Origin of the sequence: Vibrio sp. J383 (assembly GCF_023503985.1) — a bacterium.
In the GTDB taxonomy this organism is placed as follows: domain Bacteria; phylum Pseudomonadota; class Gammaproteobacteria; order Enterobacterales; family Vibrionaceae; genus Vibrio; species Vibrio splendidus.
This window is the reverse complement of the sequence record NZ_CP097294.1, coordinates 830,352-846,917: the sequence shown is the minus strand read 5'-3', so window position 1 is coordinate 846,917 and position 16,566 is coordinate 830,352. Positions and strand designations below refer to the sequence as shown.

15 protein-coding genes and 1 pseudogene are annotated in these 16,566 nt (G+C 44.7%); 7 read left to right on the top strand and 9 right to left on the bottom strand.

Going from position 1 to position 16,566, the window contains the following annotated elements; translation table 11 throughout:
• Positions 1-26 precede the first annotated feature (26 nt).
• Entirely contained in the window at positions 27-908 is an 882-nt protein-coding gene (locus tag M4S28_RS20220; protein WP_017091732.1) for a DMT family transporter, read from the top strand.
• A gap of 181 nt (positions 909-1,089) precedes the next feature.
• The gene (locus tag M4S28_RS20215; protein ID WP_004731965.1) at positions 1,090-1,335 is read left to right on the top strand and encodes a hypothetical protein; all 246 of its coding nucleotides are present in this window, start codon (positions 1,090-1,092) and stop codon (positions 1,333-1,335) included.
• A 72-nt stretch (positions 1,336-1,407) separates the two neighbouring features.
• Here M4S28_RS20215 and M4S28_RS20210 read toward each other — a convergent pair whose 3' ends face one another.
• Positions 1,408-2,595, bottom strand: a complete 1,188-nt coding sequence (locus M4S28_RS20210) for a GGDEF domain-containing protein (RefSeq protein ID WP_249633650.1) — start codon at positions 2,593-2,595, stop codon at positions 1,408-1,410.
• 582 nt (positions 2,596-3,177) lie between these two features.
• Here M4S28_RS20210 and M4S28_RS20205 point away from each other — a divergent pair.
• Together M4S28_RS20205 and M4S28_RS20200 are read left to right on the top strand one after the other, a co-directional pair.
• Positions 3,178-3,966: a phytanoyl-CoA dioxygenase family protein gene (locus M4S28_RS20205; RefSeq protein ID WP_249633649.1), complete on the top strand. Its 789-nt coding sequence runs from the start codon at positions 3,178-3,180 to the stop codon at positions 3,964-3,966.
• A gap of 119 nt (positions 3,967-4,085) precedes the next feature.
• Positions 4,086-4,427: a hypothetical protein gene (locus tag M4S28_RS20200; RefSeq protein ID WP_249633648.1), complete on the top strand. Its 342-nt coding sequence runs from the start codon at positions 4,086-4,088 to the stop codon at positions 4,425-4,427.
• Between the two features lie 170 nt (positions 4,428-4,597).
• On the opposite strand, the gene M4S28_RS20195 is transcribed toward M4S28_RS20200, so the two are convergent.
• Positions 4,598-5,809 (bottom strand): B12-binding domain-containing radical SAM protein, encoded by a 1,212-nt coding sequence (locus M4S28_RS20195; protein ID WP_249633647.1) that lies wholly within the window; start codon positions 5,807-5,809, stop codon positions 4,598-4,600.
• Positions 5,810-5,839: 30 nt separating this feature from the next.
• Entirely contained in the window at positions 5,840-6,115 is a 276-nt protein-coding gene (locus M4S28_RS20190) for a hypothetical protein (protein WP_249633646.1), read from the bottom strand.
• Positions 6,116-6,204: 89 nt separating this feature from the next.
• Here M4S28_RS20190 and M4S28_RS26635 point away from each other — a divergent pair.
• Positions 6,205-6,291: pseudogene (locus M4S28_RS26635) on the top strand (phytanoyl-CoA dioxygenase family protein); the annotation flags it as partial.
• 20 nt (positions 6,292-6,311) lie between these two features.
• Positions 6,312-7,301 (top strand): zinc-dependent alcohol dehydrogenase family protein, encoded by a 990-nt coding sequence (locus M4S28_RS20185; RefSeq protein ID WP_249633645.1) that lies wholly within the window; start codon positions 6,312-6,314, stop codon positions 7,299-7,301.
• Between the two features lie 21 nt (positions 7,302-7,322).
• Here the strand turns inward: M4S28_RS20185 and M4S28_RS20180 are convergent, their stop codons facing one another.
• From M4S28_RS20180 to M4S28_RS20170, 3 genes are all read right to left on the bottom strand, one after another.
• Positions 7,323-8,270, bottom strand: coding sequence for a FecCD family ABC transporter permease (locus tag M4S28_RS20180; protein WP_017081412.1), 948 nt, complete (start codon positions 8,268-8,270; stop codon positions 7,323-7,325).
• Positions 8,271-8,371: 101 nt separating this feature from the next.
• Positions 8,372-9,334, bottom strand: coding sequence for an ABC transporter substrate-binding protein (locus M4S28_RS20175; protein ID WP_249633644.1), 963 nt, complete (start codon positions 9,332-9,334; stop codon positions 8,372-8,374).
• The gene (locus M4S28_RS20170) at positions 9,331-10,173 is read right to left on the bottom strand and encodes an ABC transporter ATP-binding protein (protein WP_249633643.1); all 843 of its coding nucleotides are present in this window, start codon (positions 10,171-10,173) and stop codon (positions 9,331-9,333) included. The genes M4S28_RS20175 and M4S28_RS20170 overlap by 4 nt, the downstream gene beginning before the upstream one ends.
• A gap of 371 nt (positions 10,174-10,544) precedes the next feature.
• On the opposite strand from M4S28_RS20170, the gene M4S28_RS20165 reads away from it, so the two are divergent.
• Positions 10,545-12,449 carry a bifunctional metallophosphatase/5'-nucleotidase gene (locus M4S28_RS20165; RefSeq protein ID WP_249633642.1) on the top strand — a complete coding sequence of 635 codons (1,905 nt, stop codon included), beginning with the start codon at positions 10,545-10,547 and terminating at the stop codon, positions 12,447-12,449.
• Between the two features lie 178 nt (positions 12,450-12,627).
• Here the strand turns inward: M4S28_RS20165 and M4S28_RS20160 are convergent, their stop codons facing one another.
• Genes M4S28_RS20160 through M4S28_RS20150 form a run of 3 tightly spaced genes read right to left on the bottom strand, consistent with a single transcriptional unit; the run spans position 12,628 to position 16,468 of the window.
• Positions 12,628-13,212: a hypothetical protein gene (locus M4S28_RS20160; RefSeq protein ID WP_249633641.1), complete on the bottom strand. Its 585-nt coding sequence runs from the start codon at positions 13,210-13,212 to the stop codon at positions 12,628-12,630.
• 33 nt (positions 13,213-13,245) lie between these two features.
• Entirely contained in the window at positions 13,246-13,824 is a 579-nt protein-coding gene (locus M4S28_RS20155; protein WP_249633640.1) for a hypothetical protein, read from the bottom strand.
• A complete protein-coding gene (locus M4S28_RS20150) occupies positions 13,817-16,468 on the bottom strand; it encodes a DUF2235 domain-containing protein (protein WP_249633639.1) in 2,652 nt (883 codons plus the stop codon). Before M4S28_RS20150 ends, M4S28_RS20155 begins: the two co-directional genes overlap by 8 nt.
• Positions 16,469-16,566: the final 98 nt, after the last annotated feature.

Sequence of the window (16,566 nt, the reverse complement as noted above, 5' to 3'; positions counted from 1 at the left end):
AATTTTATATAACACACGGAAGCGTCATGTCATTTAGTTGGATAGCCTTTACTCTTCTCGCAGCCTTCAGCCAATCTTGGCGCAATGCCTTTCAAAGCAAGTTAAGTGGCACCATGAGTGTTGCTGGTGTGACGCTAGCGCGTTTTATCTGGGCAGGCCCAATCGCCTTAATTTATCTGTGCGCCCTCTATCAATGGAAGCCAGTATCCACACCTGATTTTTCGGGTGAGTTTGTTTTCTACATTATTGCAGCAGCCATTATGCAGATCCTCGCGACGGGCTTAATGGTGATGTTATTTAAGCTCGAAAACTATGCGATAGGAGCAGGCTTAGCTAAGTGTGAAGCCCCCGTATCTGCTGTGCTATCCGTATTATTTTTTGGTACTGCTTTGACACTAACAGGTTGGGTCGGCGTGCTTATCGGCACATTAGGCGTACTAATCATGAGTAGTTCTTCTGGTTGGCGAAGCTTGTCTCCAAAAGTATTTTTGTTAGGTATGGCGTGTAGTACCGCTTTTGCTTTAACGTCTCTTTGGGTACGTGAAGCAAGCTTGAGCATAGGGCTGCCCTTCCCTCATAGCGCTGCTTGGGTGCTGTTTTTGGTGATAACTCTTCAGACATGCATTATCTGTACGTATCTCTTTTTCAGAGAGCGAGACACGCTGCGCCAGATATTCAAGAAATCTAAACTGGTCGTGATGACAAGCCTAGCGAGTGTTATCGGTTCTCTGGGTTGGTTTAGCGCGATGTCGCTTCAAGCCGTGCCGTACGTAAAGACGCTTGGGCAAGTCGAAGTGATCTTCATGGTGTTAATATCCTACTTCTGGTTAGGGCAAAGCATCGCGCGCAAAGACATTCTTGCGCTCATCTTGCTTTCTATCGCAGCAGTATTGGTTATGTGGCAGTAAGTTGAACGTCGTCATGCTTGGGCGTAGGCAAATAAGAACGGGCAAATCATGCCAAGCAAAACATTCATCCACCGTATAATTTTTACGGTGGCATAAAATGATAAGAACGACCTCCAGATAATTTTTATAGTGCACGTATCAGCTATTAGTAATTCCCTCTTACCCAATAGGATACAGCCCAATGAAAACACTCGCTCAAATCGCACTAGCAACAATCATTTTTACAACCTCAATGATGGCATTCGCTGAACCCGTAACTACAAACCAAGCCAAGTCAGAAACGGCAACCATAACGGTGAAACATGAAGCAATGACCGTGACGCTAACAGATAAGCATTTTACGTCTGCAGAAGAATCTGAAGCCACTCCTCCTCAGAAGTTAACGCAAAGCCAAAAAACAGACTCAGCGCCACAGCCAACAATATAATGGCCGTGTCAAAACAGTGGACCGCATCAAACTAGTGCCCGCATCAAACTAACGCTTAGAGATCTGTCATCATCAAGCAGTGGCGAGTTGGTTAATATGACTAGGACAAATTGAAGTCATATTGCGACCGTTTGTTTTCGCTTGATATAACGCTTTGTCGGCTCGGCTAATAAACCCATTCCAACTCTCATGCGGGTGAAGCTGAGCAACACCAAAACTCGATGTCAGAAACATCTCATGTTCTTGTACTGCTGATACCTCTGAAATAGACAATCGTAACTTACAGGCAATAACCTGAGCTTGTTGAAAATCGACATTAGGCAATAAAATCATTATCTCGTCTCCGCCAAAACGAAACGCACTGGCTTTGGGCGATGTTTTTATCGCCCTTTGAACCATTTCAGCAAAAGACTTGATCACGAGGTCACCTACAATGTGTCCGTGTTGGTCATTGATCGACTTAAAATTATCAATATCCATCATAATGGCACTGACAGGCGCAGTCTCAGCCTGCTTCATGATAACTGGAACCATCTCATCTAATGCTCTGCGGTTTCCCAGTACCGTTAGGGGATCGCTGTAGGAGAGCTCGTGAATAGAACTAAGCAACCTTGCATTAATCAGCCAAAGCATTGTAAAGCTCATCGACACAATAAGAACGATGCTCACTAAAAAGGCAAGTTGATGAATAAGCGTGGCCGCCATGAAATCCTGCAGCTCAGCCGAAAATAGCGTCACCATTACTCGGAAAACCATAAACCCGCCATATATCGTAAATGACAAGGCCATCATCCGAATACCTAGGGTCAAGTCATCACGCCGGCCCTTTAATACCGCAAAGGCAGTGCAAAGAGTCACAAAAGCCAGATATAAACTAATGAGGATAATTCGAGCCTTGATGGAAGGCTCATAGAACGTGAAGTAAATAAAACATGGCAAAAGAGCCAACATCATTAGACTACTGAGGTAGGTGCATTTGAGAGAGTATTCTCGAAACAGACATAAGCTATACAAGGCGAGATGAAAACCAAGCGCAATGACCATATTGGCACCAATAACGGTGATCCAATCAGGGAACTCCCCTCTTAGGCTCAACATCAACGGCCCAGTTCCGATAACAAATATTGAAATGGAAAAGATTGAAAGCCCTTTAATTGGCTGTTGAGTGAATTGAAATAACAATAAGCCAATACAGTAAATGAAAGAAAATAAAATAATAATAAAATTAAGTGTTCTCATATCCAGCGAAAAACCATCCATGATTTTCTATCTTCCATACGCAAACCAAATCACAACATGGTTAATAATCATACAAACCAAAGAAACATTCACTATATGAATCTTTGTATTTTATAAAATAAGGGATAGATCACATATGCAGAGATTCTTGTCGCATGAGTCCATGATCTGGATAGACATGTAAAACTCGCCCCCATATGGCTTCATAGCATCACGGAATCTACAGGCTTCTGCACTCGTTGCTTGGTTGAATGACGACTGTCTGGCATTATGCGCCCAAGAAATCTCTAGGGGCTGTTGGCCATTCGAGCTGGGTTTTGCAGCATCTTGTGGAAAATTTATATAAGGAAGAGGCTTTGACGTGTAGCTGGCCTACATGAAAAGCCGATAACGCAGTAGAAATGAACCACAAGAGCTGCCCGAAGGGTTCAGCTAAAATCGTTTTATGCTTTGTTGAAGAATATTTGCTTAGAATGCTAGGCTACATACTCTTCGCCGCGCCTAAAACGATTTTGACTAGGCGTCCCCATCCGAACAAAACTTAACCACGAAAGGTCAACAGCCCCTAGTTATTACACAGAAAAGAATGAACGAAGGTAGTCAGTGGTAGAAAACAGCCAACAATTAAGTAACCAATACGACGAAGATGGTTACTTTGTTATTAGAAATTATTTCGATGAAGCTCAGATTGCATCGCTTAGAAAAGTCGTGCTGAAGTTCCATGAATCATGGAAAGCAGACAACGAAGAATTCTATAAAGAAGAAGCATTTAACTCGTCTTTAATTACGGGAAGCGAGTATTTGCCTGCCGACGATAGAAGTGTGCTTTTCGACTTCATCAGCTCAAAACAAGTGATGGACGTGGTTGATGCGGTGATTCCGAACAAACCGGCATTCATGAATACACAGCTGTTCTTCAACCCGGTAAATCCGCAGCAAAAAGACTTCTGGCATCGCGACTGTCAATACGACTATGACATTGATGACCAGATGAAAGTCATCATGGAAACCCAAGTATTGCACCTGCGAGTCCCTATTTTTGACGAGCCCGGTATGGAGCTTATCCCTGGCACACACAAGCGCTGGGACAATGAAGAAGAGTACAATGTTCGGCAAGAAGAAAATGGCAAAGTGAGCAGCGATGACATCTCTGCTGGTAAGCAGATACCGTTAGCCGCCGGTGACTTATTGGTATTTTCAGCGGACATGATCCACCGAGGTCGCTATGGCTTGGATCGTTTGGCTTTGGATATTTTGATCTTTGACTCGGCGGCAGACTATGTCGACTACGTTGATGACGATTGTCTGCCAACACCAGCCATGTTGAGCAACATTTCCGACCCAAGATTGTTTATGAACACGCTACACTTAAAATCGATGCTTTGCTCGTAAGAGATTAAAACAGTTGCATCAAAAGTCACATGACTTGAAAATAATAACAAATATGTTCACATTTAATTCATAGCGCTCGCAATAAGATAGCTTCATATTCAATATTCGAGATAAGCAATATGAAAAAATTAATTAATAGCATGTCACTACTTACAGCACTTGTTTCGGGTGCTGCTTTAGCCGAAGTGAATGGTGAAGATTTTAACGAATTCCCTAAGCAAGATGCGGCTCACTGTTTTGGTTGGGCGGCAGGCTTAGATAAAGACCAAGATTACGCTAAGTTTATTGTCGAACTATCGAAAGATCGCACTGTGAGTGTCAAAGAAGACCCTTATATAATGGAAGAGTTCGGCACTGCAATGGGCTATTCAGAAGCGATGTTAGAATTTGCAGGGAAAGAAGCAGCGGACGCAAAATATAAACTAGTCTGTGAGCCAATCAAACAAAGCTATGATTTTTAATCGCGGAATTTCACAGCTACGCCAAGTAAGTTTGGTGAATACTTTATATAAAGGCTCCACATGGAGCCTCTAAAATGTACTAATTCAATTCTGAATTCCAGATAACTCAGGCTTGTTTATAAACTTCAGTGGTTAGCAGTCCATGCACTTAACTCAATCAAGCACAGATTCTAATTGAACCAAGCAGCGACTCTATCTTTGAAGCTCGTATTCTTACGCCAAATCCAATACAAGCCTTCTTCTAACTCTTCAACACTCATACGACTTGGTTGATAAACCGGGTGACTACCATCGTACTTAGACCAATCTTTAGTGAGGAGTCTCCCCTCTCGCTCTAAGTTATTAAAAGACTCTGAACCCGGAAACGGAATCATATAATGCGGGATGACCTTATCAACCTTGATATTTTCAACGAACTTCTGGGTTTGCTTGAAGATTGAAGTATCGTGTTCATCAAAACCGAACAAGAAATCTCCCCATACCTCAATGCCATGTGACCTTATCTCAGCAATGTACTCTTTCATCTTAGAGGGTTTCACAAAGCCTTTCTTTTGTGCCTTTAATGCCTCTTCAGAAGGCGTTTCTATCCCTAACAATACCGCCTTGAACCCTGCTTTCACCGCAGCATCAAGCAATTCGGTGTCACGAGCAATCAAGACTGTCGTTTCCCCGTAGAAACTCATCTTAAGAGGCTCAATAGCTTTAAACAACGCTAAGGCATATTCTCGATCATGGGTGAGATTGTCGGAGTGCAGCTCGACCCACTCAATACCTAATGTCTTGAGGTGCTCTAACTCGCTGACGATATTTTCGATTGGCCTTTTCTGGAACTTATCAAAGAACCTTGGTACCAAGCAAAAATTACATTTGAATGGACAACCTCTTGTCACGACCACTGACCATGTATAATTGTACACTTCTGGATTGATGATATTTGTTGGGTATGGATTAAGTACACTGAGATCAACAGGCTCAGAGCTTTCATAAATAGGCTGTAGTGAGCCAAACTCGGCATCACGTAGCAGCTGAACCCAGTAGTTCTCAACTTCTCCCATCGCCAAGCAATCCGCATATTCTGCCGCTTCTGTTGGGTTAAACTGAGTATGTAACCCACCGAGTATGACTGTTTTGCCCTTTTTCTTATATTTAGAAGCGAGCTCGTAAGCCCGATAAGCATCAGGGGTCGACATAAATATCACCACCAGATCGGCCTCAGTATAGAGATCGGCTTTTGCACCTATGGTCTCATCAACCATATCTAACTTGTACCACTTTGGTGTCGCAGAAGCGGCGGCAAAGATGTTTTGTGGAGGTCCCCCCGTAGAGGCTTTGTATTTTGAGTAATCGCTGCCAGCAGACGCTTTAACTAAATAAATTTTCATAACGTATCCTAATTATTAACTTTTGCTTTGCTACAAAGAGCTAAAAAATTCAAAGACTCTATTGTCCATATAGAAATATACCCCTCCAATCACAAACCAACTGATGATGATCAAGGTAAACAAAACTGGATGTTCTTTTAGCTCAATACGTTCAACAAAGAAGGCTTCTTTTGCGCGAAGATTTTCCCATCCCCAAAACCAGCAAAATAGCCCCCAAATCAGAAGTAGATGAAACTTAAGAGCAAACAAGGCCATGGTCAGAGCCAGCAATGTTTTCCACTTAGACATTACTTCAGGCACGTTCATCTTTCTTAACTCCTAGTTATTAAACTAGGAATCATTGTAGATAGGTGTTGGTCAACTTTTGGTTAACTAATTTCAATTTGAACAATCGATTGCCAACAACATCAATGTTGAGCAATATTAGCGACCCAAGATTGTTTATGAACACGCTACACTTAAAATCGATGCAGTACTCATAACCCATAAAGGTATCCGAACTATGACTGACACTAAGCAAAACACCCGAATTAGCCAGTTCCGTTTCGGTCAGCCAAAAGAATCTCTCAAGTTAGAACATGTCGCTTTAGGGGCACTAGACAAAGATAAAGTTCGCGTACAAATTGAAGCGACTAACATCAATCCTAGTGATCTGTTGTCGATTTATGGTGTTGGGCAGTACAAGCATAGCCACCAGCCGCCGAGAGTACCTGGATTTGAAGCGGTAGGAAGAGTTGTAGAGTCCAGCAATGCTGAGTTTGCAGTGAACCAGAGCGTGCTTGTGGCAACCAGTGGAACATGGCAGACCTACGTCGATGTATCACCAGATGACCTGTTCCAAATTCCTCAGCATCTAGATAATGGCTACGCCTGTCAATTGTACATTAATGCGCTAACCGCATGGGTATTGACGACAGAAGTAGCGAAGCTAACCCAAGAAGATGTGTTGATCATCAACGCAGGCAGCTCTGCCATCGGTAAGATCTTTTCCCAGTTATCAGCATCACTCGGCTTCAAAATCATTGTCGTTACATCACAGCCGGAACAATACCCAGCCACTTCTAGTTGGGCGTTAGATTCGAACGCTGATCTAGTTTCTCAAATTAAGGCGTTAGGCTTGCCTATGCCAACCGTTGCCTTTGATGCGATTGGCGGTTCACCCGGAACCGATCTTATTCACACCCTTGGCAACAATGGGCGCTTTATCAACTATGGAACGCTGTCGCTGGATTTTTACGAACCACGCTTTTTTAAGCACGTGAAAAGCCAAGGCATCGATTTCAGCACCTTCTTCTTACGCTATTGGGAAGAAGCCGAAGGTAAAGATGTTCGCCGTGATAAATTCACAAGCATGCTAGATCACTTCATCACAAACGACATTCAGCTCGACGTCGACCGCTATCTGCCATTCGATGAAGTGCAAACCGCGATTGATCTCATTGAATCGAAAACCACACGCTTGAACGGCAAGATCATCTTACTGCCTGTTTAGTTTGGTGGAATTGAGAGCACACTATTTACGCCAAACAAGATACAAAACGAACAACCCGCCAAGAGCCGCCGTCACAATACCTACAGGCAGTTCTTGTGGCGCTAATATGGTTCGGCTAATAACATCCCCAAACAGTAAAAGCACCGCGCCCCACAAGGCAACTAAAGGCAGAGCTCGCTTGTGAGTGACACCTGAAAATGGTCGTACTAAGTGGGGAACCATCAAGCCAATAAAACCGACCACTCCGGTCATCGATACAATCGACGCAGTGCAAAACGCACAACAAAGAAAAATCTCGCTTTGTAGGCGGTGCACATTGATCCCCAATGAGCTTGTCGTCTGTTCACTCACCAACAAAGTATCGAGCTCCCGATAACGTTTGAAAATCAACGCTATAAGACACAACACGCCCGCTAAGGCAAAAATCAAATTATCCCAACGTGCAAGCCCTAAGCCTCCCATAGTCCAGAACAAAATCGAACTCGCCGCTCTCTGGTCGCCTGAATAAATCAAAAAACTCGTGATGGCTCCGAATAGAAATGAGATCGCCAAACCACACAAGATCAAGTTGTCATTGCCTTTTTTCTTCTGCATCGAAAACAGAATCAGAACGGCGGTCGCCGAAACAATACCACCCGAGAATGCAGCCAGTGGCAGTGACCAAACACCCAGAGCATCTCCCACTTTGGTGATCACCAGCACCGCACCAGCAGACGCACCAGATGACAAGCCAAACAGAAACGGATCCGCCAGATCATTTCGTGTCGAGGTTTGAAGCAACGCCCCAACCATCGCCAGACCTGCACCCGCGATAACCGCTAACAATGCTCTAGGTAACCTTAGATCAATCAGTATTCGACTAGTCATATCCGGCGTTGGATCAGTGAAAGAGCTCAGCCCTACAATCACTTCCTTAAAAGACAAAGGGACCGAGCCAAATTGTAAACTCATCATGAAGGCGAGCAGCATGGCAGTGATACCTGTTAGCCATGCTGCCCGATATTTATCAAATAAAATCAACGGACTACTACTCTTATCAATAACAAGATTTCATATAACAACCTTCCCGATCACTCAGAAACGAACGCCTCTGCAAGTTTCTCAATGGCATCGATATTGGCAGGCCCAGGGGTGAGTTGCTCATAACGCAGTTTGACATAACGACCAGAAGTGACTGCATTGGTGTATTTCATTAACGGATGGGCTTCGAGGAAACGTTGCAACGAATCGGCACCACTCGCCGATTGGTAATCAAGAAGGATAATCACATCTGGGTTTTCACGAGCGACATTCTCCCAAGAGGTTCGAGCCCAACTTGCTTCCATGTTGTTAGTGATATTTTGGCCACCAGCAGCTTCAATCATTGCGTTTGGCATTCCGTACTTACCCGCGGTGAAAGGCTTGTCTTCACCCGAGTCAAACAAGAACACTTTTGGGCTCGGCTTACCTGATGTTTTTTGCTTTTCTGCTACTTTTTCAACTCTCTCTTTCCAGCTGCTTACCAAAGCCTCGGCTTCTGCTTGCTTGTCGAAAATAACGCCTAACTTTTGCATGTCGCCATAAAGCAGATCCATTGTCGCGCCTTCCTTTTGACTCTGGGTATGAATACAGCTTTCAGAAAGCACTAAGGTATCAATCCCGTATGGCTTCAGTGTTTGAGGCGTCACTTCACCGCCCACTTTCATTCCGTAATTCCAGCCAGCGAAAAAGAAGTCAGCATCGGCAGCAATCAATGTTTCTAATGAAGGATACTTAGGTGCGAGCTCAGGAATGTCTCCTAAACGTTCTTCGAACGAACTCGACATCTTGTACCACCCTGTAATTCCCGTAACACCCACCATCTCCTTTTGAAGACCAAGGGCAAACGCCATCTCGGTCATATTGATGTCGTGTACAACCGCACGCGAGGGGCGCTTTTCAATGGTCAGTGGGCTCCCGCAGTTATCAACCGTCACTGGGTATTGAGTGCTTGTCGCATGCGCAAAAGAGAAAGGTAAAAGAAACAAAAGACTGGAAATTACAGGCCACTTCATTGGGCTGCTCCTATTAAAGAGTGATTAGAGAGAGTTAAGTGAGTTGAGTAAGTTGATGCAGCTTCAAAATGATGGATGGTGCTGCACAGATTAGGATGATTGAACGTGAGAACGCGCAATCCAAAAACAGGGATCATGTATCGGTCTTGCATCACGGTATCTGGGGCTGAGAACGCCACCATTTTTTGGCCTGACATCAACAGGACTTTGTCGGCGAATGGCGCTACCAAAGGTAAATCGTGCAGCACCACAACAGACGCAATGCCACGTTGTTTAATTAGGCTCAGAAGTTCGAGACGAGCGAGAGGATCAAGGTGGTTTGTCGGCTCATCTAAGAGTAAAAGCCGCGGCTCTTGTGCGAAGGCGCGAGCAATACTTGCACGTTGCTGTTCACCACCGGATAGCTCACCAAAGCACCGCTGGCTTTTGTGAACAAGTCCGACATCTTGCATCGCCTGCTGAACCGCTCGTTTGTGCTCTTTTGCGCTACAACAAAACGTATGAGGAGTACGGCCTAAGCCAACATACTCAGCAACGCTCAAACGAGGGTCAACATGCTCATGTTGAGTAACCACCGCGACTTGCTTGGCTATCTGCTGCCGCTCAAGACTTCCAAGCGCAATACCAGACAACATCAACTCACCCGCGACGGTTTTATATTCGCCTGTAATGCCTTTCAGCAAACTGGACTTTCCACTTCCATTGGGCCCAATGATGGCAACGCATTCACCATCGTTCACATCAAATGTCACGTCTGAGACGGCTCTCCAGTTAGCCAAGCCATCAGCGCAGAGCCCGCGCACAGACAATACAGGTTTATTCAAATTCCCACCGAACATCCAAAAACAACATTTATTGTTATGTTATAACATAACAATAAATTAAAGGTATAGTTATTAATAGAAATATTAAGACCGCTCTAAGAAGTAATGGGAATGGCGGGATAATCCAATCACCTTGAATAAAGACTATCGTGTTTAAGAAAAGTGATTCGCTTAAGAAGTTTGATTCAAGGAATTGAGTATTGAGAACGCAATAAAGAGTTGTAATGCGTTTCTCCATAACTTAAGTGGTTACGAGATGGTCATGAGTCACATTTATTTGAAACATCAATGAGTTATATCATTATAAATATGACGCTGGTCACCCATAAGGTAATCTCGATTCTATATGGTAGCGTCATACTTAAAACCACGATGTGAACATACTTATGAAAAGACACATACTATCAAGCGCCATCCTACTCTCTCTAGCCTTTCCCACCTTTGCAGCTGATGGCGACATACACGATGTCACGATACTGGGTACTTCAGATATCCACGGTCATTTTATGGCGTGGGATTATGCGGCAGATAAACTCAACACTCGTGGTAGCTTGAGCCAAATCGCGACCAAGGTTGGTGAGATTCGCAAAGAGCAATCTAACATTATCCTTGTCGATGCTGGCGATACCATCCAAGGTAACTTCGTAGAAACATTCAAAGATGAGTCTGTTGATCCAATGATGCTTGGCTTTAACCACATGAAATACGATGTATGGGTTTTAGGTAACCACGAATTCGACTTTGGCCTTAAAACCCTCAACAGAGCCGTTACCCAATTTAAAGGGCAGTCTCTCGGTGGCAACATCAAGAACAAAAACGGAAATCCATTCTTACCGGGTTACACCATTCTAGAACGCGGTGGCATTAAGATCGGCGTGATCGGAATGGATACCCCAATGACGGAGGTCTTTGCGCAAGGTACAAACCGTTTAGAAGGCGTCACTTTCACTAATCCAACCTTGGAAGTGAAGAAAATCGTCAAAGAGATTGATGATAAAGTGGATGCCATCGTATTGGTTGCCCATATGGGGATTGAAAACGAGAATGACATTGCCGACACTGGTGTCACCGACATTGCCAACGCAAACCCAGAGCTTGATGCCATCGTCGCTGGCCACATGCACACTCGCATCGATAAAGCCGTTGTGAATGGCGTTATTATTACTGAACCCGACAAATATGGCCGCGCCCTATCTCGTATTGATCTTCAATTTGAAGAGCGCGATGGCAAATTCACTCTCGTTAACAAAGACAGTTTCACCTATAAAATTAAAGGTATAGATTCTGATGAGAATATGGACGAGCTATACCAGCCTTATCACAAACAACTCCGAGAAATGGCGAACAGACCAGTTGCTGAGCTAACTGGCGTTGATTTAGTCCCAGAAAATGAAATCCGCGGTATCCCTCAAGTCCACGTTCAAGACACAGGCATCAGTGCGCTATACCAAGAAGCGAGCTTTTTCTATGCACCCAAGGCAAATGTCATCGCACTTCAAATAGACAACGACAATGCAGAGCTTGGTGTTGGCCCAATCAAAGCCAAAGACATCGCGTACAACTACCAATACGCAGGTGGCGAAATCTCTGTCTACCAGATGACAGGCAAAGAGTTAAGAACCTACATGGAATGGTCTGCGGGCTACTTCAACTCAGTGCAACCCGGCGATGTAACCTACAGCTTTAACCCTGATCGCAGAGCTTCAAAATACTCGACCAATGACTTCTTCGCGGGCGTGACTTATACCATCGACCTCACTCAACCTGCAGGTACACGCATCACCAACCTCGCGTTTGCAGATGGCACACCGGTTACTGATCAAACAGAAATCCGTATTGGTATGAATAGCTATCGAATGGGTCATCTAACCAAGAAAGGCGGCGTGCTAGAAGGAGAATCGTTCCCTGTACTCTTTGATACAGAAGCAGAGTATGGAGAAGAGGCCGGCACGATCCGTAACATGACTATCAAGTATCTTAAAGAAGAAAAGAACAGCAAGTATGAGGGTAAACCTCAGCAGCGTTGGGCTCTTTCTGGTTTAGAGAACCGTTACAATGAACAGCGAGAGATCGTAAAGTCATTGATTAACGATGAAACCATATCAATCCCCACCAGTGACGGTGGCCGCTACACAAACATCGCTTCTATCAACGTGAAAGAACTGATGTTCAAATCTGACGAAGCCAAACAAACAGCCATAACCACACGCGAAAAGAAACTGGCGCAGGCAACTGAACAAGAGAGTAAGCAAATCAAACGCGAAATCGCTCTGATCAAAGCACTCAATTAACCCCTGACTTCAACCAATAACGACTTAACGACGCTTAGAGCGTGGTTAGGTCGTTGTTGTTGCTCTCTAACGCTCATTTAAGGAGCCCTAATTTGACGACTTTAAACGAGGTTATTTGGATTGAGCTTGCCATAAAGGCTAACTCATAGTTGGACAGTGCAGTTAAGTAATAAAACCATCATTCAAACGGTACAGGCGAAGACTCACCTTTACCATCAAACAAAACAACCACTTCTGTTACCCCATTTTGCGGAGATCTTTCGATCCAACCATTAGGATCACTTCCTTTCTCTGGCGTACAATCTCGACTTCTAGATACACAAGCGAACGTGTACATTACTTGGATACGCTCTTCATCTACGATCACCTGCATTGACCCATGTGTAGGCTGGTAATATGCATAATAATTCTGCAAAGTACGTATTTTCTTCTCAGCTAATTCAGCGTCAATCGGCGCATCAATACGGTAGTAAGTTAATGTTTCACCCTTGTCGCTGCGGCCTTTACGCCAAGTTCCTTTGATGTATTTGGGGACGCCCATTTTTCCGATATCAGCACTGGCTCCAGGGTAGCCATTAATACCACCATAACCAAAGCCGGTCCAGCCACCGCATGTGGTTTGGATAGCGACATCACGGATCCCATAGAACCCACTAACGCTTCCCGCGTTACCAATGGTCGCCTTTATTAACGGCTGCTCTTCTTGACAACCACTCAAGGCGACCATTGCTATGAAGAGTAGCGTGATTAAGTGCTTAGGCATTGTCCCAAATTCTCCGCTCTGGTGTTTGTTCAGTTATTCAAACGGTACAGGCGAAGACTCACCTTTACCATCAAACAAAACAACCACCTCAGTTGTACTCGATGGGTTCATCACTACCCATCCATTTGGATCCGCATCTTCACTTGGTGAACAATCCATCCGGTAAGAATAACAGCCAACAGTAAACATAACTTGGATACGCTCTTCATCTACGATGACCTGCATTGACCCATGTGTAGGTTGGTAGTCTTCATAATAGTTCTGCAAAGTACGTATTTTCTTCTCAGCTAATTCAGCGTCAATCGGCGCATCAATACGGTAGTAGACTAGTTCATCATCATAACTCCAGCCTTTACGCCATGTCCCTTTGATATGTGCGGGGACGCCCATTTTTCCGATGTCGGCACTCTTTCCAGGATAGCCATTGACGGCTCCATAACCAAAGCCGGTCCAACCACCGCCTGTGGTTTGGATAGCGACATCACGGATACCATAGAACCCACTAAGGCTTCCCGCATTACCAATGCTCGCCTTTATTAACGGCTGCTCTTCTTGACAACCATTCAAGGCGACCATTGCAATGAGGAGTGTCGTGATTACGTACTTAGGCATTGTCCCAAATTCTCCGCTTTGGTGTTTTCTCTGTTTTTTCATCGATTGTGATGCTGTTTATAAGCGTTTCCTTGACCGTCTTATACGGGAGATTTATCACCGTATCATGAGAGCGGTGGATATAGTTGTCAAAGATAAGCGTTGGTTGAAGCGTTGTCTTCCAATCTTCAACGGTTAGATCCCCTAATGGCTTGGCTGATAATTCACCCCATAAAGACTGGCAGAGCTCATCGCTCACATAGTCTGGAGTTAGGTTTTCAATATAATCTGGCTCGATCCATTTTACTCCTGCTTTTTGAGCTTGTTGCTTCATGCGCTCGAGGGCTAGCCCTGCTATCGCATTACTCACGGGTTTAAAGTGATAAAAATAGAGCGTGTTGTCTTTTTCTTTTACCTCACCGTAATGGCCAAACCGTTGTCGGCATGTCTTTTTCCATTCAGCGTCTTTAACTTGACGAGTGCGCTCTATCATCGCAGCCTTATCTAGACTTCCCCCTGGATATGCAAAATTAGCGTGCACGATATCAATGATTTCTGATTTTATTTCGTTACGGTTATAGGTACTGCTCACCGGAAAGCCCACATAGTCAGGGAGTCCCTCTTTCTCGTATTGCTCAATTGAAGGATAACCGCCTCCCACATCGGTATGGCATCCAGGAAAATGTTCTTGGTAGAAATTATCGGGTAACCAATTATCACGACTCAGTGAGGTTAATGGGAAGTTTTTCCGATACTCATGTTCGGCAACCAACTGCAAGACCGTGGTGGCCATCGTCGGCTCTAGGCCCAACTGAAAATTACCTTCATCGTTATTGCCAGCTAAGTAAAACGACCCTACGGTATCAAATAACCCCAAGAACCGTACACTGACACCTTTCGTATCATCGCGTTCATAACCACCTTCTTCTGAAAACTTTTTGTTGCTTTCATTACCCAGTAGATGAGGGTAAACCGTAACATCCGCCTGCTTGCCCGTGACTGGTCGATGGTAATCAGGTAATCCTTGGTACAGTGCATTAACAAAGTGACGAGATAATGCCGCACCTCGGCTAAAACCGATAACATCAAAAACGATATGGGTGATGTCATTATAAGAACCGGATTGCTCCAATTCATCGATAGTGCGCTGCAACTGACTAAGCAAACTCTGCCATTTGTAAAAGGCACCATTTTCACCGTCCACATAGTTGAGTAAGACTTTGCCGCTAATACCCGCAATAGCATCAGCAAAGTCTCCATCAAACGCACGCGGTGCACTCACCCCAAACGCCTGCTCTGGACCGGTTTCATCTTTGGCTGCATCGATGATGGCGGGGCGCTGATTGTTGCCTTCAATGTCGACAGTACCCACTCCCGATACATAGATTGCTGCTGATTCACCTTGAATTTGCGGATAAGCCGCAAACAAACGCGCCACATTGCTGCGTGACTTATTTCCACGCAGCTCTTTGTAAGCGTCATTCTTATCGTTGGCCCCCGTGCCATCAAAAAACACGCCGACACGAAAGAGTTTTTCAGGGCGAAGATTGACGACCGGAATACCTTTGGAAACGAGACTGGGGCTATTGATGGCCACAATCTCTGTCCCATGTAATAAACGGCCAGAGTGCGGGTAATGGCAATTCAGCGGGGCATGATATCGTTCATTCGGGGTTTCCTTACCTTGTCCTACATCCACAAGTTCTGAAATATTCAACGCAAGTCCTTGCTCATTGAGCCACGCTGGATTCACCGAAGAAAACTCATCTTGTGTCAACTTACGAGGTAGATAGAGTAAATGCTGGTTGTCCAACACCTGATTATCGATACGCCATTGAATCGGTATCGCACTTTGCCAAGCGGTAGGACGAAGCTCATCGCTAAGTGTGAGTTCATCCGAATAGGTCAGGCAGAACCGACAATTACCATTACCGATGATTTTGTACTCTTGAACGAGCTTGCCTTCACTAAAGTGGTAATAATACCCTTGAGTGGCAAGCCCTAGTCGTTCACCAAACTGTACGGCCGGCATCACTGCGAGGAAGGCTTCATTGAGTGCGTTCGTCCCTTTAGGCTTGGCTAAGACGTCTGGGATTGATAGGGGTACTGAAGAGCCTCTCGATGACAATGCAAGCGTCCTTGGCGCATCCTCTTTTATGCTGGCCACCAATTGCGTGCTGTGCTCGTTTTCTTGTTCGCTCCAACGAGAATGTATCGGAGATGTACTCGTTTTAGCTAATGCAACATCCCATCCAACATATGCACTAAAAGACGACTGAGAGCACGAGAGCTCAAAAGCGTACTCAAGATCCGGTCTTTGGTCTTCTTCTGTATTACTGACGGCAGCCTGGACGCTTGCAAGTTTAGGCTCTTGTTGCACTGGTGGATAGTACGCACTTTTATAAGAAGAAGCGGACACTGAAGATGACGCTTTTACTGTCATCCACCTTTCTGATTTTAATTGGGACTTTAATGCGTTGAGGTAAGCATTTCGGCTTTGTCCCACAAAAGGAGCAAGTATTCGTTGCAACTCATAAGGCAGCGCATCATGAAATTTAGATATTGAACCACCGTCAATCAAGTAGCTTGTTAGCTCATCTATAGATGCAGGCTGAGCACCTGCCCTTTGGTTAAACTCTACAACCTTTATGTCCGATACACTCATGGCACCCTATCCCTATACAAAACACGATTAATTACAGGTGAATAAATAAACATATCTTACTGATTAATATGCTGTGTGTGTGCCGTTATTCCCTGTCA